Below are 23,022 nucleotides of genomic sequence, written 5' to 3'. Positions count from 1 at the left end.
GACCTATCCTTCAGGCCCTCAGGAGTCCGCACCGTGACCAGCCTCGCCCTCGGCCCGTCCTGGCTCGATCCGACCCACCTGATCTCCACCTTCGGGCTGATCGGCATCCTCGCCATCGTGTTCGCCGAGTCCGGCCTGCTGATCGGCTTCTTCCTCCCCGGTGACTCGCTCCTCTTCACCACCGGCCTGCTGGTGGCCGGCGGCACCTACCTGGACCAGCCGCTCTGGCTGGTCTGCGCGCTGATCGTGCTCGCGGCGGTGGCCGGCGACCAGGTCGGCTACCTGTTCGGACGGAAGGTCGGTCCGAGCCTGTTCCGGCGCCCCGACTCCCGGCTGTTCAAGCAGGAGAACGTGGAGAAGGCGGCGGCCTTCTTCGACCGGCACGGGCCGAAGGCGATCGTGCTGGCCCGCTTCGTGCCGATCGTCCGCACCTTCACCCCGATCGTCGCCGGGGTGAGCAGGATGAACTACCGGGTCTTCGTCCTCTTCAACGTGGTCGGCGGCGTGCTGTGGGGCGCCGGCGTCACGGTGCTCGGCTACTTCCTCGGCCAGATCCCGTTCGTCCGGGACAACATCGAGGCGATCCTGGTCGGCATCGTGCTGGTCTCGGTGATCCCGGTGGCCGTCGAGCTGCTCCGCGCCCGCCGCTCCGGCCGGGCCGCCCCGTCCGGGGACGCCCCCTCCGGGACCGACGCCGTCCGGGCCGACGCCGCCGCGGCCCCGGCCGCCGGCGGCCGCCACCGCGCCGGGTAGGCGTCCGGGGGCGCCCGCGCCCGCCGCCGCGTACATGTGCGTCCGGCAGTTCGATCAGGCAAGGTGTATCCCGAGATCGAACGGCGGCCCGGGGGACCGGCACCGCCAGGGGCGGCAAGGAGCGGAAGTGCCGAAGCGGGGCCGACCGGGCGGCGGCAAGAGGGCCAGGGGCGGCCGGGGCGGCCGTCCGCAGCGGCAGGCCCGCCCGGCCGCCGGCGCGCCGCCGCTGCACCCCTCCGAGGCGCCGCCCACCGAGGGGCTGCTCGGGCACCCCGCCCCGGTCACCGAGCCGACCGTGGAGATCCCGCTCGCCCCGCCCGTCCCCGAGACCAAGGGCCTGCTGGCCCCGGAGCCCGAGCCGGCCGCCCCGGAGCCGTCGGCGCCCGCCGGGCCGCGGGAGGCCGCCGACGAGCCGCTCGCCCCGGTGTACCGCCGCCGCTCGGCGGCCGAGGACACCCTCACCCCCGAGGAGTGGCGGGCCGCCGGCTACACCCCGCCGACCGGCATCCCCCTCGGCTCCCTGAGCCCCGGCGCTCCCGGCGAGGCGCCCTGGCCGGACCGGATGCGCACCCTGCTGCGCACCCCGATGTCCGAGCGCCCCGCCTTCGAGCGCACCGCCCGCGAGCTGCACCCCGCGGCCGCCGCCGCCCGCAACGTGCCGCGCATCCTCGACCTCACCCTGCGCATCGGCGAACTGCTGCTGGCCAGCGGCGAGGCCGCCGAGGACGTCGAGGCGGCCATGCTCGGCATCGCGCACGCCTACCGGCTGGACCGCTGCGAACCGCAGGTCACCTTCACCCTGATCGGCATCTCGCACCAGCCCTCGCTGGTCGAGCCGCCGATCACCGCCGACCGCGTGGTGCGCCGCCGCACCTCCGACTACACCCGGCTGAACGCGGTGTACGAGCTGGTCGCGGACATCACCGCCGAGCGGGTCAGCGTCAACGACGCCTACCGCAGGCTCGCGGTGATCCGCCGCAACCGGCACCCGTACGCGGCCTGGCTGCTCGCGCTGAACACCGGTCTGCTGGCCGGTGCGGCGACCTTCCTGGTCGGCGGGAAGATCGACGACAAGGCCTGGCTGGTCTTCCTCAGCGCCTTCGTCGCCGCCGTCCTCGGCGACCGGCTGGCCTCGCTGATCGCCCGCCGCGGGCTGCCGGAGTTCTACCAGTTCGTGCTGGCCGCGATGCCGGCCGCGGCCTCCGGCATCGTGCTCTCCTTCAACGAGCTGGGCCTGCGCGGCTCCGTGGTGATCACCGGCGGACTGTTCGCGCTGCTGCCCGGACGCGCCCTGGTCGCCGCCGTGCAGGACGGCCTGACCGGCTTCTACATCACTGCCGCGGCCCGCCTGCTGGAGGTGATCTACCTGGTGGCGGGCATCGTCATCGGCGTGATGCTGATCCTCTACCTGGGCGTCGGCTTCGAGGCGAAGCTGCGGCCGGACGAGTCGCTGGTCGGGAACAACTACCCGCCGGTCCAGATGGTGGCGGCGATGGTGCTGACCCTCGCCTTCGCGATGCTGCTGCAGACCGACCGCCGCTCGCTGGCCCTGGTCACCCTCAACAGCGGCATCGGCTGGGCCAGCTACGGCGTGCTGGCCTACAACGCCGGGGTCTCGCCGATCGTCGCGACCGGCGTGGCGGCCGGCCTGGTCGGCCTCTTCGGCCAGCTGATGGCGCGCTACCGCAACGGGTCCGCGCTGCCGTACGTCACCGCCGCGATCGGGCCGCTGATGCCGGGTTCGGCGCTCTACCTCGGGATGCTCTCGTTCGCCCAGGGCCACCCCAGCGCGGGCCTGGTCCAGATCACCCGGGCCGCCGCGATCGCCATGGCGCTGGCCATCGGCGTGAACCTGGGCGGCGAGATCGCCCGGCTCTTCATGAAGCTCCCGGTCGGGGTCGAGCGTCCCTCGCTCGCCCCGGTGATCCCCCGCCGGGCCGCCAAGCGCACCCGCGGCTTCTGACGCCGGCCGTTGGCCCCCGGGCCATGTCGCGGCAGACCGCACGCAGTACCAGGAACGAAGGTAAGACCCATGACCACACTGCTGGACGGCTACCGCGAGCACATCGTCGCCGCGCACAAGCAACCGCTGTTCCTGCTGCTGGTCGGGTTCATCACCTCCTTCGTCTTCATCCGGTTCAGCGTGCGGATGATCAGGGCCCAGGTGCGCTGGTGGCCCGGCAACGTGACGCCCGGCGGGCTGCACATCCACCACATGGTCTTCGGCCTGGGCTTCCTGCTGGTCGGCGGCATCGGGGTGTTCGCGACCTACGGCGGGCACCCGTGGATCGACGTCTTCGGGCTGCTCTTCGGCATCGGCTGCGGCCTGGTGCTGGACGAGTTCGCGCTGATCCTGCACCTGGACGACGTCTACTGGGGCGAGCAGGGCCGCAAGTCGGTGGACGCGGTGATCTTCGGCATCCTCTTCACCGGCCTGCTGCTCGTCGGGTACGTCCCACTCGGGGCCGAGCCCACCGGGGAGACCAGGTGGGGGCTGGTCACCATCATCTCGGTGAACGCGCTGGCGATGGTCGTCACCCTGCTCAAGGGCAAGGTGTGGACCGGGCTGCTCGGCATCATGGTGCCCGGCCTCTCCTGGGTCGGCGCGGTCCGGCTGGCCCGCCCGAGCAGCCCCTGGGCGCGCTGGCGGTACGCCGCGAGCCCGCGCCTGCGGGCCCGGGCGCTCCGGCGCGAGCGCCGTCTGCACCGGCGCGCGGACCGGGCCCGGACCTGGCTCTTCGACCTGATCGCCGGGGCGCCCGACAAGGTCCCGGCGCACCACCCGGCCGCCCACCGGGTGGCGGAGCGGATGGCCGCCCGGGCCACCGCCCACCTGGACGCGCACGCCGCCCGGGCGCTGGCCCGGCGGTCCGCCCGGCTGGCCGACCGCCGCTCGGCGGCGGGTACCGCCGAGCACCCGTCGGGGAGCCACCGCGGCGTCGTCGCGGCCGGCGGCCCGGGCGGGTACGACGGGCCGGCCGACCGGGCGGGGCGGCACGGCCGCTCCCAGCAGCGGCGGCGGGTGGTCCGGGCCGGGCGCAGCCGGACGTACGCGGTCGGGCCGGCCGGCCCGGCGCCCCGGGAGGGCCGGCACCGCTGGCTGCGGCCGCGCACCCGGAGGATGAGCCGGTAGCCGGTCCGCCCCGGTGGCCCGTCCGCTCGGTCGGACCCGGGCTCGGTCGGACCGGGGCGCGGTCGGATCATCGGACCGACACCCGGTCGGCGGCGCGGGCTTGACGGGTGAAAGCCGCCCGGCTTGAGAACATGGCGGTCAGTGACCGTCCTGTCACGTAATGGGAGGATTCGCCGGGTCGCCGGCGGCGGGCACCGGCCGGTCCCGTCGTCACCCCGGTCCCGCGGCGGTGCGCGCGAGCGGCCGCTCCACTCCCTCGTGACCGTTCGAAGGGGTGAACCGTGGCGCCCAGGCTCCTGCCGACCCTCCTGTTGTCCCTCACCGCCCTGATCGGACTGCTCCCCGCCGCGGCCGCCGCCCCGGCGGAGCCGGGTCCGTCCGCCCCCGCCGGGCCGCCCGGTCCGCCGCCGCCGTCCCCCGACCCGTCCGCCGCCGCCGGCTCCGTCCCGGCCACCGCCGGACCGGGGGAGCCGGCCTACCCCTCCGCGGAGGAGATCGATCGGGCCCGGACCGAGGCCGATCGCCGGGCCGGCACCGTCACCGCCATCGAGGCCGCGCTCACCGAGGCCAGGGCCGAGGCCGACCGGGCCGCCCGGACCGCCGAGCAGGCCGTCGAGGCCTACAACGGGGCCCAGCTCGCCCTCACCCGGGCCCGCGCCGAGGAGTCCGCCGCCGTCACCCGGGCGGCCGCCGCCGAGGCCGAGCGGTCCGAGGCCGCGGAGGAGGCCGCCGCCCTGGCCGCCGAGACGTACCGGCAGGGCGCCGGCGCCGAGCTCTCCGCGCTCGACGCCCTGCTCGGCGCGCACGGCCCGCGCGAGGCCGGGGACCGGGCCGCGGTGATCGGGGTCGCCAGCGACCGCACCCGGCAGATCCTCGACGCGGCGGTCTCCACGGCCGCCGGGGCGGCCCGGGCCTCCGCCGCCGCGCGCACCGCGACCGGGGCCGCCGAACGCGCCGCCGCCGCGGTCGGCGCCGCCCGGGCCGGCGCCGAGGCCCGGCTGGCGGACCAGCGGAGCCAGGTCGCGGCGACCGGGCTGCGGCGCGAGCGGCTGCTCGGCGAGCTGGCCGCCGCCCGGAACACCACGGTCGAGCTGGAGCGGCAGCGGCGCGAGGCGCTGGAGGCGATCGCCGCGCGGGAGGCCGAGGCCGCCGCCCGCGCGGCCGCCGAGAAGGCGGCCGCCGAGCGCGAGGCGGCGGAGCGGGCCGCCGCCGAACAGGCCGCGGCGGAGCAGGCCGCCCGGGAGGCCGAGGCCAGGGCCGCCTTCGAACGGGCGGCCGCCGAGGCCGCCGAGAAGGCCGCCGCCGAGAACGCCGCCGTGGAGAAGGCCGCCGCCGCGCGGACGCCCCCGCCGGCCGGCTCCGCCGCCGCACCCCCGCCGCCGCGCCCCTGGTCGTCCGAGGGCGCGGCGGCCGCCATCGCCTTCGCCCGCTCCCGGATCGGCCTGCCCTACGTGTGGGGCGGCGAGGGGCCGGGCGGCTACGACTGCTCCGGGCTGACCATGATGGCGTGGCGCGAGGGCGGCAAGCGGCTCAACCACTTCGCCGCCGACCAGTACGCCCAGTCCACCCCGGTCACCTACCGCCAGCTCCGCCCCGGCGACCTGGTCTTCTGGAGCACCACCGGCCGCGCCGCCGACATCCACCACGTCGGCCTCTACATCGGCGACGACCAGATGATCGAGGCCCCCCGGGCCGGCGTGCCGATCAAGCAGGCCAGCCTCTGGATCATGGGCACCCCGGACTTCTACGCCCGCCCCTGACCCGGTCCGGCCCTCGTCCGCTCACCCCGCCACCGGCAGGCACTCGGCGAGCAGGCCGAGGACGTCGCGCCAGGCCCGCTCCGCGTGCCGCGGGTGGTAGCCGACACCGGGGACCACGGCCTGGTCGACCGGCGGGTGGTGGAAGGCGTGCAGCGCCCCGCCGTAGACCACCAGGCGCCAGTCGACGCCCGCGGCCTGCATCTCGGCGGCGAACGCTTCCCGCTGCGCGGGCGGCATGATCGGGTCCTCCGACCCGACCCCGGCCCACACCGGGCAGCGGATGCGCGCCGCCTCGCCCGGGCGTCCCGTGGTCAGCCCGTTGACCGTGCCGATCGCCCGCAGGTCGACCCCGGCGCGGCCGAGTTCGAGGGCGATGGCGCCGCCGGTGCCGTAGCCGACGGCGGCGATCCGGTCGGGGTCGGTCCGCGGTTCGCCGCGCAGCACGTCGAGCGCCGCGTGGCCGATGTCCCGCAACCGGTCGGGGTCGTCGAGCATCGGCATCACCCGCGCGAGCATCTCCTGGGGGTCGGTGAACCAGCGTCCGCCGTGGAGGTCGAAGGCCAGCGCCACGTAGCCGAGTTCGGCGAGGGCGTCGGCCCGCCGGCGCTGGACGTCGTTCAGGCCCGGCCCCTCGGGGCCGAGCAGGACCGCGGGCCGGCGGCCGGTGCCGGCGGGCAGCGCGAGGTGTCCGATCATCGTCAGTCCGTCGGCCGGGTAGGCGACCGTGCGTGTGGTGACCGTCGTCATGGACCGGACGTTAGCGCCGGGCGGGCCGGCGCGGGCCGGTCTTCACCGTGGGCGAACGGGGCGGGCGCGGAGGCCGTCCTCCGCCCCGGAATAAATCGGGTGACCTCGCCGAAATCCCGCCGTACGGTGAGCGAATGGGCAACGAAACGACTGGCGGCCCCCGTGATCCGGGCAGCGGCCGCGTGAAGGAACAGGGCGACGGCGTCGACGCGATCGAGATCCGCGCCGTCGGCGAGGACGAGGTCGAGGCGTGGGACCGGGCGCTCGCCGTCGGCTTCCTGCGCTCGCACGTGGGCCGGGCGACGGAGTTCCGCCGCCGCCAGTGGGAGCCGGGCCGCATGACCGGGGCGTTCGACGACGGCCGGATCGTCGCCACCTTCCGCAGCTTCGACGCCGAACTGACCGTCCCCGGCGGCGCCGTGGTGAAGGCCGACGCGATCACCGCCGTCACCGTGACCGCCACCCACCGGCGGCGCGGCCTGCTCCGCCGGATGATGACCGGGGACCTCGCGGCGGCCCGGGAGCGCGGCTCCGCCGTCGCCATCCTGATCGCCGCCGAGTACAACATCTACGGCCGGTACGGCTTCGGGCCCGCCACCCGCGGCCACGGCTGGAACATCGACCTGCTCCGCGCCGGCGGTCTGCGGGCCGGCCTGCCCACCGTGCCCGGCGGGCGGATCGACCTGGTCACCATGGAGGAGCTGCGCAAGATCGGCCCCGAGCTGTTCGACCGCTGGCGGGTCACCCAGCCCGGCGTGATCGACCGCGACGAGCTCACCTGGCAGCGCCACACCGGTGAGATCGAGGTCCCCGGCTTCGACTGGAAGGAGCCCTTCGCCGCCGTCCACCGGGACGCCGAGGGCACCCCCACCGGCCTGGCCGTCTACAAGGTCGACGACAGCTGGGACGGCTCCTACCCGAACTGCGCGCTCACCGTCCTCGACTTCTTCGCCCTCGACCGGCCCACCGCCACCGAGCTGTGGCGCTACCTCGTCTCGATCGACTGGGTGCGCAAGGTCTCGGTCGCGAACGTCGGCCCGGACGACCCGCTGCCGATGCTGCTGAACGAGCCGCGGGCCGCCACCCCGCACGCCGAGAACGCCGACTTCATGTGGCTGCGGGTGCTGGACGTCGAGGCCGCCTTCAACGCCCGGACCTACGGCGCGGCCGGCCGCGTGGTGCTGGACGTCGAGGACCGGGACGGCTACGCCGCCGGCCGCTGGGCGATCGAGGTCGCCGCGGACGGCACCGGCCGCTGTACGCGGACCACCGACGAGGCCGACCTGGCACTGGACGCCTCGGCGCTCGGCGCGCTCTACCTGGCCGGCGAGACGCTGCCCCGGCTCGCCGTCGCGGGCCTGGTCACCGAGCTGCGCCCGGGCGCGGTGGCCGCCGCGGACCTGCTGCTGCGCGCGCCGCTGCTGTCCTGGAACATCGACGGCTTCTGACCGGCGTCCACCCCCGGCCCGCGCGGCCGGGGGTGTCCGCTACTTCACGGCGGTCTTGCCGATGGTGGGCAGGATGAAGTCCTGGATGAGGCCCTTGGCGTCGCGGACGATCGGCCGGAACACCCGGTAGCGCGAGAGGTTGATCACCCGGGCCGCCATGGGGGTCGACCGGCGGACGAACTCCCGGGTCCGCTCGGTGTCCTCGGTCCGGTCGAAGACCCAGTAGAGCACCACGACCATGAGGTGCAGCCAGAGCACGTCGGGCAGCAGCTCGACCAGTTCGGCGTCCAGTTTCGGCGCCAGCTCGGATCCCTGCAGCACCTCGCGGAACAGCTCGACCGCCGTCGCCCGGGCCGGGTGGGACTCGTTGGAGAACGGGCTCAGCGAGCTGCTCGGGTCGGCGGCGGTGCGGAAGAACTGCGCCGCGAACTCGTGGTACGGGGCCGCCGTGTCGAGCCAGGAGACCAGGGCGATCTCCAGGCGCTCGGCGAAGTCCCGGGTGTGCGCCATGCGGGTCCTGGCGTCCGCCGCGTGCTCGTACGTCATACGGTCGTAGAAGCCCTGGATCAGGAACTCCTTGGCCGAGAAGTAGTAGTAGGCGTTGCCGACCGAGACGCCCGCCTCGGTGGCGATGGCGCGCATGGTGGTCTTCTCGTAGCCGCGCTCCTGGAACAGGCGCATCGCGGTCTCCAGGATCAGCGCCCGGGTCTGCTCGCTCTTGTCGGTCTTCGGCTGCGCGCGGCTGCCGCGCGTCTCGGCGGGGCCCGCGGCACCTCCGTCCGTACCGGTGCTGTCGTTCGCCGCGCTCGTGCCGTTCGCTGCCAGGTCGTCCACGGCCCCGAGCCTAGCCCGATCGGGTCAGTCCCAGGCGGTGTCGGGGCGTGCGGCACCGGATGCCCCCTCCGCATCCGGTGCCGACTCCGCCCGCCCGTATTTTTCGAACACGTTCAAAGGCATGCGCTGACTCTAAGTCATGACTTGAACGCGTTCAAGCGCGGATGGGATGCTGGACCCGTGAGCACCCTGATCCGCCCGGGCGGTACCCCGGACGCCGAGGCCGTCGCCGAACTGCACGCCGCCAGCTGGCGCACCGCGTACGCCGGGATCGTCCCCGACAGTGCGCTCGGCGACGGGCTGGCCGCCGAGCGGCGTGAGATCTGGGAGCTGCGGCTGGCCGCCGAGTACGGCGGTCCGGAGAACACCCCCGAGCTGCTGATCGCCGAACGGGACGGTGAGGTCGTCGGGTTCGCCTACCTCGTCCCGCACTGGGACGGCCGGATCCTGCTCGACAACCTGCACGTCCGCCCCGGGCTGACCGGCGGCGGCATCGGCCGCGAGCTCCTGGACGCCGCCCGCGCCCACACGGCCCACCGCCACCCCCGGACCGACCTCTACCTGGAAGTGCTGCAGGCCAACACCCGCGCGATCGCCTTCTACGAGCGCGAGGGCGCCCACCGCACCGCCGTGCGCGACGGCGTCTTCCCCGGCGGCCACACGCTGCCGGAGTACGAGTACACCTGGCCGGCCTCCGACCTCGCCCGTCACTGGTCGTAGACCGTCACCGGCACCCCTCGACCGCTCAGCCGGGCCGTCACCAGCGGCTCCACCGACGGCCAGCGCCCGCCCGCCAGGCCGCACCCGATCCGCGGCATGTGCACGGACGCGCCCAGGTCGAGCGCGTGCCCGCCCAGCGTCGCCAGCGCGGCGTCGATCGCCTCGTACCGCACCGGCGGCCCGGAGGAGCGGCCCGTGCGGACGCCCCGCTGGCCGACCATGTTGGCCACCCAGAGGTACGGCCCGACCCGCACCAGCTGCACGGCGCCGAGCCCGAAGTCGTTCCCCGCCCGCTCCCGGTGCCACCGCCGGTACGCCGCCTCCGGCTCCGGCCAGCGCCGGGAGACCGCCAGTACGAACCCCTTCCCCCAGCCGCCGAGGTCGTTGCAGACGTGTGCGACGACCTTCACGCCCTTGCCCAGGGGCGCCGTGGCGTCGCCGCGGACGTAGGTGATGGTGCTTGCTGCCGTCATGCCCCGAACGCTAGCGCGCCGCACCGACAGCACGTTCGGGACTTTCCGCCGGAACGGCCAGGTGGCGGCGGCCCGCGAGGGCGATCAGCAGGGCGAGCGCCGCCGCCCCCGCCGGGATCCAGTAGCCGGCGCCCGGCCCCGCGTGCTCGGCGACCGCGCCGGCCAGCGCCGAGCCGGCCGAGATCCCGACCAGGATGCCGGACACCGCGATCGCCATGCCCTCGTTCAACTGCCGGCGCGGCAACAGGTCCTGGATCAGCGTCATCCCGGTGACCATGGTCGGCGCGGTCCCCGTCCCGGCCGCGAACAGCGCCGCCCCGAGCAGCACGAGCCCCGCGCCGCCCAGTCCGGCGGTCAGCGGCAGGAGCAGCAGGCCCGCCATCGCCGCGGCGCCCCACAGGAAGCGGGCGCCCGCGGGCCCGCTCGGCCGCAGCGTCCCGAAGGCCAGCCCCGCCACGCAGGAGCCGGCCGCCACCAGGGCCAGCAGTCCGCCCGCGACCGGCCGGTGTCCCAGCGCGTCCGCGTAGGCGACGGTGGTGAGGTCGAGCGCGCCGAAGACCATGCCGGTGCTGAGGAAGGCCAGCGTCAGCACCCGCAGCCCCGGCACCCGCAGCGGCGAGCCGTGCCGCCCGGCGGACGGGCGGTCGGCGAGCGGCGGCTCGGTGCGGCGCTGGGCCGCGAAGAGCAGCGCGCCGACCGCGCCGAGCCCGCCGGCGGTGAGCAGGCCGGCCTCCGGCGCGATCGAGGTGCACAGCACCATGCCGAGCACCGGTCCGGCCATGAAGCAGAGTTCGTCCAGCACCTGCTCGAAGGAGTTGGCGAGGTGCAGGTCGTCCGGCTCGTCCCGGAGCAGGTGCGCCCAGCGGGCCCGGGCCATGCCGCCGAGGTTCGGCGCCGCCGCCCCGGCCGCCCAGCAGGCGTAGAGCGTCCAGTCGGGCGCCCCGGTGCGGACGCAGAGCAGCAGCGCGGAGAGCGGCAGCACGTTGTAGAGCACCGCCGGGACGGTGACCCGCGCCTGCCCGAACCGGTCGACCAGCCGGCCGATCACCGGCATGCCGATCGCCCCGGTGATCAGGCCGGCCGCCCCGACGGCGCCCGCCAGTGCGTACGAGCCGCGCCGTTCGGCGAGCAGCACCACCAGCGAGACGCCGGTCATCGACATCGAGAGCCGGCCGAGCAGCCCGGCCAGGGTGAAGGCGGCGGCGCCGGGGCGGGTGAACAGGCGTCGGTACGGGGCGAGCACGGGACTCCGGGGGACGAGGGGCAGGGGAGCCCCCAGCTTCGGTCCGCCGGGCGGGCGCGGTCCAACACCAGTTCGGCCGCATCGACAACAGCATGGTGTCAATGGCCCCGGTCCGCCCGGCCCGGGAGCGTTGCTAGCCTGCCGCCATGCCCCGTGACCTGCACCCCCGTCTGCTCCGCGGTTTCGTCGCGACCGCCGAGACGCTGCACTTCGGGCGGGCCGCCGAGCGCCTGCACGTGGCCCAGCAGGCGCTCAGCCGGGACGTCCGGACGCTGGAGCGGCTGCTCGGCGACGCGCTGTTCACCCGCACCACGCGCAGCGTCGAACTCACCGCCGCCGGGCACGGGTTGCTGCCCCGGGCGCGCCGCCTGCTGGCGCTGCACGACGAGATCCTGGCCGGTGCCGAGCACCGTCCGCTGCTGCTCGACCTCATCAGCGACGTCACCGGACCGGACCTCGCCGGCTACCGGGTGCTCCAACGGGCCCGCGCCGCCTGGCCGGAGGGTGAACTCCTGGCCCGCTTCCACGGCGGTCTGGCAGCCGCGGCCGGTGAACTGCTCGCCCACCGGCTGGACGTCTCGTTCGGTCGATTCGCCGGTCTGCCCGCCGGGATGCGGGCCCAACTCGCCCAGCGACCGGTCCGGTTGGAGCGGATCTCGGTGATGATGGCGGCCGGCCACCCGCTCGCCGGGCGGCCGGTCCTGCGGATGGCCGACCTGGCCGGCCACCCGGTGGACGTCTGCGCGGGCAACCCGGCCACCACCGAGTGGACCGACCTCGGCCTGCGGCTGCTGCGCGAGCACGGCCTGGAGCCGGCGCCGCCGCGGGTCCCGCCGGTGGGGGTGGACGAGACCGCCCGCTACCTCGCCCGGCACGGCGATCCGATGCTGACCACCGCCGGCGGCCCGACGCTGCCGGGCGCGGTGAACGTGCCGCTGGCCGAGCCGGTGCCGCTCACTCTGGTGAGCCTGGTGCACCGCCCGGACCTGCGGCATCCCGGGCTGACCGCGCTGCTGTCCGCGGCCGCCGAACTCGGCGCGCGCGAGGCGTGGTTGCGCCGTCCGGCGGACAGCTGGCTCCCGGCGCCGGACGCCGCGCTGCTGGTGTCCTGAGCGGTCCGCCGTCCGGTTGCGGGTCCGGTCGCGGTCCCGGCGGAGGCGGTGTGCGAATCCGCCCGGATCGAGGAATCGCCGGGTGCCGGAAGGTTGTTCGAGCCGAAGACGACTCCGCCCCTGCCGCTCGGGGGTCGGCAGGGGTGGAGTCGGGTGCGGGCGCGCGGTCGTCGGGGGGCGTCGCGCGCCCGCGGTCGGGGTGGGCCCACAGGGCCCGGGGCCGTGGTCGGCCGGGTCAGGCCGCCTTCACGGCGGAGATGTCGAAGGTGAGCTTCACCTTCTCGCCGATCAGCACGCCGCCGGTCTCCAGGGCCGCGTTGTAGGTCAGGCCCCAGTCGGTGCGGTCCAGGACGGCCTTGCCCTCGAAGCCGACCCGGTCCACGCCGTAGGCGTCGACGGCCGCACCGGTGAAGTCGAGGTCCAGGACGATCGGGCGGGTGACGTCCTTGATGGTCAGGTTGCCGGTCAGCCGGTAGGAGTCGTCGCGCACGCGCTCGGCGGCGGTGCTGCTGAAGCGGATCTCGGGGAAGGTCTCGGCGGCGAAGAAGTCGCTGGTGCGCAGGTGCTCGTCGCGCTGGGCCTGGTTGGTGTCGACGCTGCCGACCTTGATGACCAGCTCGGCGCTGGAGTTGGTCGGCGTGGTGCCGTCGAGGTGCAGCTTGCCGTCGTACTCGGTGAAGCGGCCCTTGACGTTGGTGACCATCGCGTGGCGGACCGCGAAGCCGATCTCGCTGTGCGTGGCGTCGATGGTCCAGTCGCCCGAGAGGTGGCCGAGGTCCGGACCCTCGGTGACGGCGACGGTGGTGGTGGTCGCGGCGGCGACGTTGTTCTTGGTGCGGTTGAACAGGCCCATGGCTCCTCCTCGGGTTCGAAGCCATTTGTTTAGGCTTCAACTTGTTGGCTCCACTGTAGACCGGTTTCGTTCAAAGTTCAACCATGCTGGTCGGAGGCCTGTCGATAGGGTCGGAGCCGGTCCGGCCGTCCGGTTTGACCCTCGACCTGGTCGAGGCCCCAGAGTCCCCGCATGGAGAGCGACCTGCGCAGCATCGGAGAGCTGGCCCGCGACAGCGGTCTGAGCGTGAGCGCCCTGCGCTTCTACGACGGCGCCGACGTGCTCGCGCCGGCCCGGGTCGACCCGCGCACCGGCTACCGCTGGTACGCGCCCGAGCAGCTCGCCGACGCCCGGCTGCTGGCCCGGCTGCGCCGGGTGGGCCTGCCGCTGGCCGGCATCCGGGCCGTGCTCGGCGCGGCCCCCGGCAGCGGCGAGGGCCGGCGGGTGCTCGACGCGCACCTGCGCCGTCTGGAGGACGGCCTCGCCGACGCGCGCCGGGAGCTCTCCCTGATCCGACGGCTGATCGACCAGAGGGAGAACCCGATGACCGCCACCCCCGAAGAGCACCGCTTCACCGTCCCCGCCCGCGCGTTGGCCGGGGCCCTGGACGCCGTCCGGTTCGCCGTCGGCAGCGACCCGGAACTGCCGGTCCTGTCCGGCGTGCTGTTCGACCTGGACGGCGGACTGCTGCGGCTGGTCGCCACCGACCGCTACCGGATGGCCCTCGCCGAGGTCCCCGTCGACGCCTCCGGCACCCCTGGCGTCGCCGCCGCCTCCGCCGCCGCGATCGTGCCGACCGCCCTGGCCGACGCCGTCCGGGCGCTGCTCGGCTCCGCCGACGGGCCGGTGGAACTGACGCTCGGCGGTGCGGCGGTGCGCGTCGCGGTGGACGGCCACCGGATCGAGGGCGCCGCGCTCGACCACGACTACCCCGACTACCGCGCGCTGGTCCGGCTGGACCCCGTCCACCGGGTCGGCCTGACCGCCGCCGACCTGCGCGAGGCGGTCGCGTCCGCCCCGACCCGCAGCCTCCCGTCCGGCCCGGACGGCGCCGACTGCGAGGTCGCCGTCCTGGCCGTCGACGAGGCCGGCCGCCTCACCGTCGCCGCCCCCGACCCCGGCGTGCCGGGCCCGGACGCCTTCCGGGTGGCGGTCAACCGGGACTTCCTCCTGGAGGCCCTCGCGGCCGGCGCCCCGGGCCAGCTCGTCCTCGAACTCGGCGGCCCGGTCGCCCCCCTCGCCCTCCGCACCCCCGACCGCCCCGGCACCTTCTCCGTGCTCATGCCGGTCCGCCTCCCGGCCTGACGCGCCCCGGCCCGGCCCGGTGGGCGGGGGCGTTTGCTGGTGCTAGCGCAGCGCTTGCAAAAGCAAGCAGGGTGGGGCAGGGTGGCCCCATGGCCTCCCTGAACGTCGGCTCGCTGGGCGAGTACATCCGCGAACAGCGGCGCAACGCGCAGTACTCGCTGCGGCAGCTGGCGGAGGCCGCCGGCGTGTCCAACCCCTACCTCAGCCAGATCGAGCGAGGGTTGCGCAAGCCGAGCGCGGAGATCCTGCAGCAGATCGCCAAGGCGCTGCGGATCTCTGCGGAGACGCTCTACGTCCAGGCCGGGATCCTGGAGGAGCGGCGCGGTGAGGGCCTGGAACTGCGGGCCTCGATCCTGGCCGATCCGCTGATCAACGAGCAGCAGAAGCAGGCGCTGCTCGCGGTCTACGACGCCTTCCTCAAGGAGAACGCCGCCGGGAAACCGTCCGGCGCGGACGAGGGCGCGGGCGGGAGCGCGGACGAGCACGAGGGCAAGGCACCCTAGACACCACGGGAGGACCGGCCGTGCCGATCACGGACGAGATCAAGAAGACCCTGACCGACCCGACCCCGCTGTACGCCCTCGCCGGCGCCGGGGACCTCGCCTACGCGAAGCTGCGGGAGGTGCCGGGCCGGGTCGAGGCGCTCGCGGCCGACCGCAAGGGCGCCCAGGAGAAGGCCACCGCCCGGCTGACCGAGGCCCAGGCCCGGCTGGTCGAGGCGCAGGCCAAGGTCACCGGTACGGTCACCGCGCTGCCGGCCGACCTCAAGGTCCTGCAGGAGAAGGCGCAGACCTTCGCGCTCCAGCAGGTCGGCCGCGCCGTCGAACTGGCGGTGAAGGCCAAGGAGACCTACGACGGGCTCGCCGAGCGCGGCAAGGTGGCGGTCGAGCGCGGGCGCGAGGCCGAGGCCGGCGCGGACGCGGCGGTCGCCGAGCGGGTCGACGCGGCGGCGGCCGAGGGCGAACTCGTCGAGGGCGAGCTGGTCGAGGACGAGGCGCCCGTCGCCCCGAAGCGCGGCCGCTCCCGCAAGACCGCGGAGTAGGGCCGCGGAGCAGGGCCGCGGAGCCCCGGGGCGCATCGGGCGCCGCCGGGTCGTTGACCCCTTGGCGGACGCCCCGCCGTGCCAGGATGGACGGACGGGGTGCCGCAGCGAGACGAGGAGGCCGTGATGGGCGGAGTGGCCCAGATTCTGTACCTGGACTACTTGAATCCGTTCTGGTGGCTGGCCGTCGCCATCCTGGGCTACAAGCTGTTCGCGCTGATCGACGCCGCCACCCGCCCGGAGGACGGCTACCGGGCGGCCGACAAGAAGACCAAGGGCTTCTGGCTCGCGATCCTCGGCGCCGCCTTCGGGGTGGACCTGCTGTTCGGCGCGAACTTCATGACCAGCTTCCTCACCCTGGCGGGCCTGGTCGCGGCGATCGTCTACGTGGTCGACGTCCGCCCGGCGATCCGGGCGCTGACCAACCGGGGCGGCGGCCGGGGCGACCAGCGCAACATGGGGCCGTACGGGCCCTGGTGACGGCGGGACCACCGAGCCCCGGCGTCCGGCGGTTCCACCGCGCGGACGCCGGGGCTCGTGCCGTCCGGCGCGGGCCCGGGCGTGTCCGGCCCGGGCGGGTCCGCGCCTAACCGAGGATCAGCTGCACCGGGTTGCGCTCCAGCAGCAGCACCGCGACGTCGTCCGTCAGGGCGCCGCCGTTCAGCTCCTCGACCTCGGCGATCGCGCTGTCGACCAGCCGGCCCCGGGTGAGCCCGGCGGACTGGTGGTCGCCGATGAGGTCGGCCAGGCCGTCCTGGCCGAGGCGGCGGGAGCCGGCGCCGATCCGGCCCTCGATCAGCCCGTCGGTGTAGAGCAGCAGCCGCCAGCCGGGGCTCAGCTCGAACCGGTGGGCCGGCCAGACGGCCTGGCCGTCGTCGCAGGGGAGCAGACCGAGCGCGGGGCCGGCGTGGTCGGCGGGCAGGCCGATCGGGGTGTGGTCCTCGCCGAGCAGCAGCGGCGGCGGGTGGCCGGCGAGGTGGAGCCGGGCCCGTTCGACGGCCCCGGGGGCGTCGGCCTCGCCCGGCTCGATGCTCAGCATGCAGAGCGTCGCGAAGATCTCGTCGCTGCGCCGTTCGTGTTCCAGCACGTGCTGGAGGGTGGTCAGCAGGGTCTCGCCGGTGAGGCCGGCGAAGACCAGGGTCCGCCACGCTATCCGCAGTGCCACGCCGAGCGCCGCCTCGTCGGGGCCGTGGCCGCAGACGTCGCCGATCACCACGTGGACGGTGCCGTCCTCGGTGCGGACCGCGTCGTAGAAGTCGCCGCCGAGCAGGGCGCGGCGGCGGCCGGGGCGGTAGCGGCGGGTGAAGGAGAGGTTCGCGCCGTCGAGCAGCGGGGTGGGCAGCAGGTGGCGCTGGAGGCGGGCGTTCTCCTGGCCGCGCAGCTCGGCCTCGACGAGCCGGCGCTGCGACTCGTCGGCGCGCTTGCGCTCGACGGCGTAGCGCAGGGCGCGGGCCAGCAGCGGGCCGTCGGTCTCGTTCTTGACCAGGAAGTCCTGGGCGCCGGCGGCCACGGCGGCGGCGCCGAGTTCGGCTCCGGCGGCGTCGGTGAGGACCACGACGGCGGTGTGCGGGGCCCGGCGGAGCAGTTCGTGCAGGCCCTCCAGGCCGTCCGAGGGGTCCGAGGGGTGCGGCAGGTCGGCGGGGGCGGCGAGGTCGAGCAGGACGCAGCTGAAGTCACCGCGGCCGAGGTCGGAACCGCGCGGGCGGCCGCGCCGGGTGCCGGGGGCGAGCAGGGCGAAGGCCTGGTCGAGGCCGCGGGTCCAGTGGATCTCGATCGGGGCGCCGCTGTCGGCCACCGCCGCCTTGAGCAGCTGGGCGTCGCTGGCGTCGTCCTCGATCACCAGCAGCTTCAGCGGGGCGGCGGAGGCGGGGATGGAGGCGGGGGTGGTCGAGGGCGCCGCGGGGGCGGCGTCCGACCGCGGGTGGGGTATCGGCGCGGCCGCCGTGGCCGGGCCGGCCGACTGCCGGGTCGCCGCGGAGGATCGGTCGGAGGCAGACCGTTCGGGGACGGACCGTTCGCTGGCACCTCCGGGGCGGGCGCCGTGCTGGGCGCCCGGCGGGTCCGCGGCAGCAGGTGCCCGCCCGTCTCCCGTTGCGGGCATCGGCTGATCCTCCCTTTCCCCGCATGCGTAACGGCCGGCGTCCGTCCGCAGTGCCCGCTTGGCACCCTGCGTCGGGGAACTTCTGGCGACCATAACGTGATCTCCGGGGATTTCTCTGACCGACCGGCGCCGTTGTGGCTGTCGCCACGCCGGTGGCGGTGTGTTGGATGGGTGGTGAGGGTTCGGGCGGAGGCCCGTGCCGACGGGTGTCGGGGCGGGCGGGGAGAGGAGTTCTGTGATGGTGACGCGCATCACCCTGGTCGAGGGTGACATCACGGCGCAGCAGGTGGACGTGGTCGTGAACGCGGCCAATTCCTCCCTGCTGGGCGGCGGTGGTGTGGACGGGGCGATCCACCGCAGGGGCGGGCCGCAGATCCTGGACGAGTGCCGCGGGCTGCGGGCCTCGCGGTACGGACGGGGGCTGCCCACCGGGAAGGCGGTGGCGACCACGGCCGGCGACCTGCCGGCCCGGTGGGTGGTGCACACCGTGGGGCCGGTCTACCTGGCGGACGAGTACGAGGGGCGGGCGGAGCTGCTGGCCTCCTGCTATCGCGAGTCGCTCCGGGTGGCGGCGGAGCTGGGTGCGCGCACGGTGGCCTTCCCGGCCGTGTCGGCCGGGATCTTCGGGTGGCCGCCGGCGGATGCGGCCAGGATCGCGCTCGGCACCGTCGCGGCGGTGACGGCGGAGCCGGGGAGCGGACCGGAGGAGGTGCGGTTCGTGCTGTTCGGGGCCGAGATGTACGGGGTGTTCGCGGGTGTCGGGCGGGAGCTGGGGCTGACGGGACCGGAGTGAACGCCGGGCCGGGTCCCATGGTGGCGTGACGAGGCGTCAACACGCCAGAGGTATTCGATAACTCGTTCGAGTGAAACCATCGACCCGGTCACCGGCGCCCGCCGTGCGGCGGTGACCGGGTCCGACGGGTCCGGGGCCTGCGGGTCCGGGGCCTACGGGGCCAGCGCCGTCCAGGGCAGGGTGACCTCGCCCTGCCGCCACCGCCCGCGTGCGTCGACCAGCGGCCAGGACCCGGCCAGCGAGCCGCAGGCGGCCGCCCAGCGCTGCCGGGCGCCGAACGCCCCGTACGGCGCGGCCGCCGCCCAGGCGCGGTCGAAGTCGCGCAGGAACGCGTGCACCGGCCGCCCGGGCACGTTGTGGTGGATCAGCGCCTTCGGCAGCCGTTCGGCCAGGTCGGAGGGCTGGCCGAGGCCGCCCAGCCGGGCTGCGAAGGTGACCGTCCGCGGCCCCTCCGGGCCGAGCGCCACCCAGACGTGCCGCCGGCCGATCTCGTCGCAGGTGCCCTCCACCAGCAGCCCGTCCGGGGCCAGCCGGGCGCACAGCCGCTCCCAGACGCCGGCCACCGCCGACTCGTCGTACTGCCGCAGCACGTTGGCGGCCCGGATCAGCTGGGCGGGCGCCCCGCCCTCCAGCGGCACCTCGAAGCCGCCGCGCCGGAAGGTCAGCAGCGGCGGCACCGCGTACGGCAGCGCCGCGGCGACCCGGGCCGGCTCGATCTCGATCCCGACCACCCGGACGTCCGGCCGTACCGCCCGCAGCCGCCCGGACAGCTCGACGGCCGTCCACGGCGCGGCGCCGTACCCGAGGTCCACGGCGATCGGCGGGTGCCCGGCGGAGCGCAGCGCGGGCCCGAGCGCGTGGGCGATCCAGCGGTCCATCCGGCGCAGCCGGTTGGTGTTGGTGGTGCCTCGGGTCACGGTGCCCACCGGCCTCCCGGCCCGTCCGCGGGCGGGCGCGGTCACGGTGTCGGGGGAGGAGGCGGCCATGCCCCACAGGGTACGGGCCCGCGGCGGCCGTCGACGGTGCGGCCCGTCCCGTGCGGTGGCCGGTCCCGTGCGGTGGCCGATCTCATGCGGCGGCCCGGGAATGCCGGTCGGCGATCGCGTGGTTGGCAGACTGATGGTGATGTGTGCCCGGACGGGGCAGCGGTCGGGCGCGCCGCACCGCGCGCCGCGGACGTGCGGCCCGCGGGCGGTGGCGCACACACCGGACAGCAGGCAGCAGGCAAGCAGGGCTGCTGAGGCGGGCAGTACACGAGGAGGCTTCAGCCAGGTGATCCAGCACCCCGTCCGTTCGGTTCGCCGTGCCCAGCCGGCCACGCCCGCGCGCGGCCGGCTCCAGTCGCTCGTCCAGGGCGGCCGGCGCCGCCCGCGCCGGATAGCGATGCTCAGCGTCCACACCTCCCCCCTGCACCAGCCGGGGACGGGCGACGCGGGCGGCATGAACGTCTACATCGTGGAGCTCGCCAAGCGCCTGGCCGAGCTCAACATCGAGGTCGAGGTGTTCACCCGGGCGATCTGCTCGGACGACGCGCCCACCGTGGAGCTGGCCCCGGGCGTGCTGGTCCGGCACGTCACGGCGGGCCCGTACGAGGGGCTGGTGAAGGAGGACCTTCCCGCCCAGCTGTGCGCCTTCACCCACGGGGTGCTGCGCACCGAGGCCGGCCACCGCCCCGGCCACTACGACCTGGTCCACTCGCACTACTGGCTCTCCGGCCAGGTCGGCTGGCTGGCCGCCCAGCGCTGGGGCGTGCCGCTGGTGCACACCATGCACACCATGGCCAAGGTGAAGAACGCGGCGCTGGCCGAGGGCGACACTCCCGAGCCGGCGGCCCGGGTGATCGGCGAGACCCAGGTGGTGGAGGCGGCCGACCGGCTGATCGCCAACACCACCGAGGAGGCCGCCGAGCTGGCCCGGTTCTACGCGGCGCGCCCGGACCAGCTGGCCGTCGTCCACCCGGGCGTCAACCTGGACGTGTTCCGCCCGGCGGCACCGGGCGCCGAGCGGGCCCGCCGGGCGGCCCGGGCCCGGCTCGGACTGCCCGCCGACGCCGCGGTGCTGCTCTTCGCTGGCCGCATCCAGCCGCTGAAGGCCCCGGACGTGCTGCTGCGCGCGGTCGCCGTGCTCCTGGAGCGGCGCCCGGAGCTGCGCGAGCGGCTGGTGGTGCCGGTGGTCGGCGGGCCGTCCGGCACCGGGCTGGCCCGGCCGGAGAGCCTGCACAAGCTGGCCGCCCAGCTGGGCATCGGCGACGTGGTGCGGTTCCACCCGCCGGTGGGCCAGGCGCTGCTCGCCGAGTGGTACCGGGCCGCCACGGCGCTGGTGATGCCCTCGTACAGCGAGTCGTTCGGGCTGGTCGCGCTGGAGGCGCAGGCCTGTGGCACGCCGGTGGTGGCGGCCGCGGTGGGCGGTCTGCCGGTCGCCGTCCGGGACGGCGAGACCGGCACCCTGGTGGCGGGCCACGACCCGGTGGACTGGTCGTACGCGCTGGAGCCGTACGCCACCGACCCGGAGCTGGTGGCCCGGCGGGGCGCCGCGGCGGCCCGGCACGCGGCCGGGTTCGGCTGGGACACCGCCGCCGCGACCACCGCCGAGGTGTACGCCGGCAGCCTGGCCCGGTCGGTCGGCCGGCTGGCCGGGGCGCGCCAGCGGCGGGCCTGAGCCGCCGGGGACCGGCCGGCCGCCGCCGGTGCGCTGCTGCGCGCGGGCGTACCGCCGAGTAACGTCACCCCCATGGCAATCCGCACCAAGGACGAGGCCCTGACCCTCCTGCGCACCGCCCTGGACGAGGCCGGGGTGGCCTGGGAGCCGGCGCCCGCCGACCCGTACACCCTGGTGGCGGCCCTCCCGGGTACCCGGAAGCTGAGCACCACCTGCGCCCTGCGGGTCGGCGACCACACGCTGTCGGTGAACGCCTTCGTGGTCCGCCGCCCGGACGAGAACCACGAGGCGGTCTACCGCTGGCTGCTGGAGCGCAACACCCGGCTCTACGGCGTGGCGTACGCGGTCGACCGGCTCGGGGACGTCTACCTGGCGGGCCGGCTGCCGCTGGAGTCGCTGAGCCCGGACGCCGTGGACCGGCTGCTGGGCACGGTGCTGGAGAACGCCGACGAGCCGTTCAACACGCTGCTGGAGCTGGGGTTCGCCACCGCGATCCGGCGGGAGTGGGAGTGGCGGACCAAGCGCGGGGAGTCGACCCGCAACCTGGCCGCCTTCGCCCACCTCGCCGTCCCGGGCCCGGACGCCCCGCCGGTGGCCGCGGCCGCCGAGCAGCCGGTCGCCGAGTAGCCGGTCGCCGATCAGCCGGGTCCGTCCTGCTCAGCCGCCCGCCGAGGCCCGCTCCGGCTCGGCGGCCCGCTCCGGGCCGGGGGTCGGGGACGTACCGGGGACCGGGGACGTACCGGAGGCCGGGGCCGTCGCCACGGCCGCGGACTTCGCCAGCGCCGCCCCCGGCCGCCGGCCGAGCAGGACGTAGCCGCCCGCGGCGACCGTGCCGAGCACCGCGCAGGCACCCCACATCACCCCGCTGCCGGCCCGCTCCAGCAGCACCCCGCCCGCCGCCGGGCCGAGGAACGAGGCGAGCGACCAGGAGAGCGAGTAGACGCCCTGGTAGCGGCCGCGCGCCTCGGCCGGCGACAGCTCGGCGACCAGGCCCATCATGGTCGGGGCGTTCAGGATCTCGCCGAGCGTCCAGACCGCCACGGTGAAGGCGTAGAACCAGGCCGAGGAGCCGGCCAGCGCGGTCAGCCCGAAGCCCCAGCCGATGAACAGCGCGCTGGCGACCAGCAGGGCGGTCCGGTCCCGCCCCTCCATCCACCGGGTGAGCGGGATCTGGAGCACCACGATGAGCAGGCCGTTGAGGCCGATCACCAGGCCGTACTGGGTGGAGGTGATGCCGGCCCGGCCCATGTCCACGGCCAGTGTGGTGGAGCCCTGCTGGGCGACCAGGGCGAGCAGCAGGTTGAGCACCACCACCGCCATGAAGCGGCCGTCCTGGAACACCGCGCCCAGGCCGATCGCCGGCCGGGCCGCCGCTCCGTCCCGGTCCGCGGCGGGCGCGTCGGGCCTGGTCTCGGGGATGCGCACGAAGATGACCACCGCGCAGACCACCGTGGAGAGCGCGTCCAGCAGGAACAGCGTGAGGTAGCCGTGGGTGGCGATCAGGCCGGCGACCGCCGCGGAGAGGCCGAAGCCGATGTTGATCGCCCAGTAGTTCAGCGCGAAGGCGCGGACCCGGTCCTCGGCGGGCACGATGTCCGCGATGATCGCGGAGGTCGCCGGCCGGGTCGCGTTGTTGCAGAAGCCGACCAGGAAGGCGACCGCCGCGATGGTCACCTGTCCGTCGCTGAAGCCGAGCAGCGCGGTGAACAGGGCGGTGCCGAGCTGGGCGGCGACCAGGGTCGGCCGCCGTCCGATCCGGTCGGCCAGCACGCCGGCGACGAGGGAGGCGAACGCCGAGCCCAGACCGAACAGCGAGGCGACCAGACCCGCGTACGAGGCCGAGTAGCCCCGGTCGGTGGTCAAGTAGAGTGCCAGGAAGGTCACCACGAACGCGCCCAGCTTGTTGATGAGCGTGCTGGTCCAGAGCCACCAGAACTGGCGCGGGAGTCCGCTCACCGCCTCGGTGACGGCTCTGGAGGCGCGGGTGGTGAGGGACGGGTCGGGCATGTGGGGGCTCCCGGGCAGGCGGACGTCCGCTGAGCCGTACGGGCAGGACCGCTCAGCGCGG

At 75.4% G+C, this 23,022-nt stretch carries 22 protein-coding genes; 14 read left to right on the top strand and 8 right to left on the bottom strand.

Translation table 11 applies throughout. The features are described from left to right. Positions 1-33: 33 nt before the first annotated feature. The 4 genes from ACFC0B_RS37985 to ACFC0B_RS37970 all read left to right on the top strand — a co-directional run bounded on the left by ACFC0B_RS37985 (position 34) and on the right by ACFC0B_RS37970 (position 5,646). Positions 34-753 (top strand): DedA family protein, encoded by a 720-nt coding sequence (locus tag ACFC0B_RS37985; RefSeq protein ID WP_376097119.1) that lies wholly within the window; start codon positions 34-36, stop codon positions 751-753. Positions 754-880: 127 nt separating this feature from the next. Beyond that, entirely contained in the window at positions 881-2,716 is a 1,836-nt protein-coding gene (locus ACFC0B_RS37980; protein WP_376097116.1) for a threonine/serine exporter family protein, read from the top strand. 69 nt (positions 2,717-2,785) lie between these two features. After that, on the top strand, positions 2,786-3,886 hold the full coding sequence (locus ACFC0B_RS37975; protein ID WP_376097113.1) for a hypothetical protein: 1,101 nt from the start codon (positions 2,786-2,788) through the stop codon (positions 3,884-3,886). Positions 3,887-4,167: 281 nt separating this feature from the next. Then, the gene (locus ACFC0B_RS37970) at positions 4,168-5,646 is read left to right on the top strand and encodes a C40 family peptidase (protein WP_376097110.1); all 1,479 of its coding nucleotides are present in this window, start codon (positions 4,168-4,170) and stop codon (positions 5,644-5,646) included. Positions 5,647-5,667: 21 nt separating this feature from the next. Here the strand turns inward: ACFC0B_RS37970 and ACFC0B_RS37965 are convergent, their stop codons facing one another. Then, positions 5,668-6,393: a dienelactone hydrolase family protein gene (locus tag ACFC0B_RS37965; RefSeq protein WP_376097107.1), complete on the bottom strand. Its 726-nt coding sequence runs from the start codon at positions 6,391-6,393 to the stop codon at positions 5,668-5,670. 134 nt (positions 6,394-6,527) lie between these two features. Between ACFC0B_RS37965 and ACFC0B_RS37960 the strand changes: the two genes are divergently transcribed. Further along, complete coding sequence (locus ACFC0B_RS37960; protein WP_376097104.1) at positions 6,528-7,841, top strand: GNAT family N-acetyltransferase; 1,314 nt, start codon at positions 6,528-6,530, stop codon at positions 7,839-7,841. A gap of 39 nt (positions 7,842-7,880) precedes the next feature. On the opposite strand, the gene ACFC0B_RS37955 is transcribed toward ACFC0B_RS37960, so the two are convergent. Then, a complete protein-coding gene (locus ACFC0B_RS37955; protein ID WP_376097101.1) occupies positions 7,881-8,675 on the bottom strand; it encodes a TetR family transcriptional regulator in 795 nt (264 codons plus the stop codon). 180 nt (positions 8,676-8,855) lie between these two features. Between ACFC0B_RS37955 and ACFC0B_RS37950 the strand changes: the two genes are divergently transcribed. Next, positions 8,856-9,395 carry a GNAT family N-acetyltransferase gene (locus tag ACFC0B_RS37950; RefSeq protein ID WP_376097098.1) on the top strand — a complete coding sequence of 180 codons (540 nt, stop codon included), beginning with the start codon at positions 8,856-8,858 and terminating at the stop codon, positions 9,393-9,395. Here the strand turns inward: ACFC0B_RS37950 and ACFC0B_RS37945 are convergent. After that, a complete protein-coding gene (locus ACFC0B_RS37945) occupies positions 9,383-9,868 on the bottom strand; it encodes a macro domain-containing protein (protein ID WP_376097095.1) in 486 nt (161 codons plus the stop codon). The two genes, ACFC0B_RS37950 and ACFC0B_RS37945, sit on opposite strands and share 13 nt — an antisense overlap. Before the next feature lie 10 nt (positions 9,869-9,878). Beyond that, complete coding sequence (locus tag ACFC0B_RS37940; RefSeq protein ID WP_376097092.1) at positions 9,879-11,111, bottom strand: MFS transporter; 1,233 nt, start codon at positions 11,109-11,111, stop codon at positions 9,879-9,881. 146 nt (positions 11,112-11,257) lie between these two features. On the opposite strand from ACFC0B_RS37940, the gene ACFC0B_RS37935 reads away from it, so the two are divergent. Further along, entirely contained in the window at positions 11,258-12,223 is a 966-nt protein-coding gene (locus ACFC0B_RS37935) for a LysR family transcriptional regulator (RefSeq protein WP_376097089.1), read from the top strand. A gap of 235 nt (positions 12,224-12,458) precedes the next feature. Here the strand turns inward: ACFC0B_RS37935 and ACFC0B_RS37930 are convergent, their stop codons facing one another. Further along, on the bottom strand, positions 12,459-13,076 hold the full coding sequence (locus ACFC0B_RS37930) for a YceI family protein (RefSeq protein ID WP_376097086.1): 618 nt from the start codon (positions 13,074-13,076) through the stop codon (positions 12,459-12,461). A 171-nt stretch (positions 13,077-13,247) separates the two neighbouring features. On the opposite strand from ACFC0B_RS37930, the gene ACFC0B_RS37925 reads away from it, so the two are divergent. From ACFC0B_RS37925 to ACFC0B_RS37910, 4 genes are all read left to right on the top strand, one after another. After that, positions 13,248-14,360: a MerR family transcriptional regulator gene (locus ACFC0B_RS37925; protein WP_376097083.1), complete on the top strand. Its 1,113-nt coding sequence runs from the start codon at positions 13,248-13,250 to the stop codon at positions 14,358-14,360. Positions 14,361-14,449: 89 nt separating this feature from the next. Further along, entirely contained in the window at positions 14,450-14,863 is a 414-nt protein-coding gene (locus ACFC0B_RS37920; RefSeq protein ID WP_376097080.1) for a helix-turn-helix domain-containing protein, read from the top strand. A gap of 20 nt (positions 14,864-14,883) precedes the next feature. Beyond that, positions 14,884-15,402 carry a hypothetical protein gene (locus ACFC0B_RS37915; protein WP_376097077.1) on the top strand — a complete coding sequence of 173 codons (519 nt, stop codon included), beginning with the start codon at positions 14,884-14,886 and terminating at the stop codon, positions 15,400-15,402. A 126-nt stretch (positions 15,403-15,528) separates the two neighbouring features. Continuing rightward, entirely contained in the window at positions 15,529-15,882 is a 354-nt protein-coding gene (locus ACFC0B_RS37910) for a DUF2516 family protein (RefSeq protein WP_376097203.1), read from the top strand. 106 nt (positions 15,883-15,988) lie between these two features. On the opposite strand, the gene ACFC0B_RS37905 is transcribed toward ACFC0B_RS37910, so the two are convergent. Continuing rightward, positions 15,989-17,503 carry a PP2C family protein-serine/threonine phosphatase gene (locus tag ACFC0B_RS37905; RefSeq protein ID WP_376097074.1) on the bottom strand — a complete coding sequence of 505 codons (1,515 nt, stop codon included), beginning with the start codon at positions 17,501-17,503 and terminating at the stop codon, positions 15,989-15,991. 241 nt (positions 17,504-17,744) lie between these two features. Here ACFC0B_RS37905 and ACFC0B_RS37900 point away from each other — a divergent pair, with 241 nt between their 5' ends. Further along, positions 17,745-18,296, top strand: a complete 552-nt coding sequence (locus ACFC0B_RS37900; protein ID WP_376097200.1) for an O-acetyl-ADP-ribose deacetylase — start codon at positions 17,745-17,747, stop codon at positions 18,294-18,296. A 152-nt stretch (positions 18,297-18,448) separates the two neighbouring features. On the opposite strand, the gene ACFC0B_RS37895 is transcribed toward ACFC0B_RS37900, so the two are convergent. Beyond that, entirely contained in the window at positions 18,449-19,282 is an 834-nt protein-coding gene (locus ACFC0B_RS37895) for a class I SAM-dependent methyltransferase (protein ID WP_376097071.1), read from the bottom strand. 286 nt (positions 19,283-19,568) lie between these two features. Here ACFC0B_RS37895 and mshA point away from each other — a divergent pair, with 286 nt between their 5' ends. Beyond that, on the top strand, positions 19,569-20,954 hold the full coding sequence (mshA, locus tag ACFC0B_RS37890) for a D-inositol-3-phosphate glycosyltransferase (RefSeq protein WP_376097068.1): 1,386 nt from the start codon (positions 19,569-19,571) through the stop codon (positions 20,952-20,954). Positions 20,955-21,026: 72 nt separating this feature from the next. Next, on the top strand, positions 21,027-21,581 hold the full coding sequence (locus ACFC0B_RS37885; RefSeq protein WP_376097065.1) for a YbjN domain-containing protein: 555 nt from the start codon (positions 21,027-21,029) through the stop codon (positions 21,579-21,581). Between the two features lie 30 nt (positions 21,582-21,611). Here the strand turns inward: ACFC0B_RS37885 and ACFC0B_RS37880 are convergent, their stop codons facing one another. Next, positions 21,612-22,961, bottom strand: coding sequence for an MDR family MFS transporter (locus ACFC0B_RS37880; protein WP_376097062.1), 1,350 nt, complete (start codon positions 22,959-22,961; stop codon positions 21,612-21,614). Positions 22,962-23,022 lie beyond the last annotated feature (61 nt).

This window comes from Kitasatospora sp. NPDC056184 (assembly GCF_042268405.1).
In the GTDB taxonomy this organism is placed as follows: domain Bacteria; phylum Actinomycetota; class Actinomycetes; order Streptomycetales; family Streptomycetaceae; genus Kitasatospora.
Note: the sequence above shows the minus strand (reverse complement) of the source record. Positions and strands in the feature narration are given on the sequence as shown.

Excerpts from the sequence above, each read along its gene's own strand:
- ACFC0B_RS37905 (WP_376097074.1), bottom strand. The coding sequence starts at position 17,503 with ATGCCCGCAACGGGAGACGGGCGGGCACCTGCTGCCGCGGACCCGCCG.
- ACFC0B_RS37885 (WP_376097065.1), top strand. The coding sequence starts at position 21,027 with ATGGCAATCCGCACCAAGGACGAGGCCCTGACCCTCCTGCGCACCGCC.
- ACFC0B_RS37880 (WP_376097062.1), bottom strand. The coding sequence starts at position 22,961 with ATGCCCGACCCGTCCCTCACCACCCGCGCCTCCAGAGCCGTCACCGAG.
- ACFC0B_RS37910 (WP_376097203.1), top strand. The coding sequence starts at position 15,529 with ATGGGCGGAGTGGCCCAGATTCTGTACCTGGACTACTTGAATCCGTTC.
- ACFC0B_RS37935 (WP_376097089.1), top strand. The coding sequence starts at position 11,258 with ATGCCCCGTGACCTGCACCCCCGTCTGCTCCGCGGTTTCGTCGCGACC.
- ACFC0B_RS37930 (WP_376097086.1), bottom strand. The coding sequence starts at position 13,076 with ATGGGCCTGTTCAACCGCACCAAGAACAACGTCGCCGCCGCGACCACC.
- ACFC0B_RS37945 (WP_376097095.1), bottom strand. The coding sequence starts at position 9,868 with ATGACGGCAGCAAGCACCATCACCTACGTCCGCGGCGACGCCACGGCG.
- ACFC0B_RS37920 (WP_376097080.1), top strand. The coding sequence starts at position 14,450 with ATGGCCTCCCTGAACGTCGGCTCGCTGGGCGAGTACATCCGCGAACAG.
- ACFC0B_RS37895 (WP_376097071.1), bottom strand. The coding sequence starts at position 19,282 with ATGGCCGCCTCCTCCCCCGACACCGTGACCGCGCCCGCCCGCGGACGG.
- ACFC0B_RS37965 (WP_376097107.1), bottom strand. The coding sequence starts at position 6,393 with ATGACGACGGTCACCACACGCACGGTCGCCTACCCGGCCGACGGACTG.
- ACFC0B_RS37975 (WP_376097113.1), top strand. The coding sequence starts at position 2,786 with ATGACCACACTGCTGGACGGCTACCGCGAGCACATCGTCGCCGCGCAC.
- ACFC0B_RS37960 (WP_376097104.1), top strand. The coding sequence starts at position 6,528 with ATGGGCAACGAAACGACTGGCGGCCCCCGTGATCCGGGCAGCGGCCGC.
- ACFC0B_RS37925 (WP_376097083.1), top strand. The coding sequence starts at position 13,248 with ATGGAGAGCGACCTGCGCAGCATCGGAGAGCTGGCCCGCGACAGCGGT.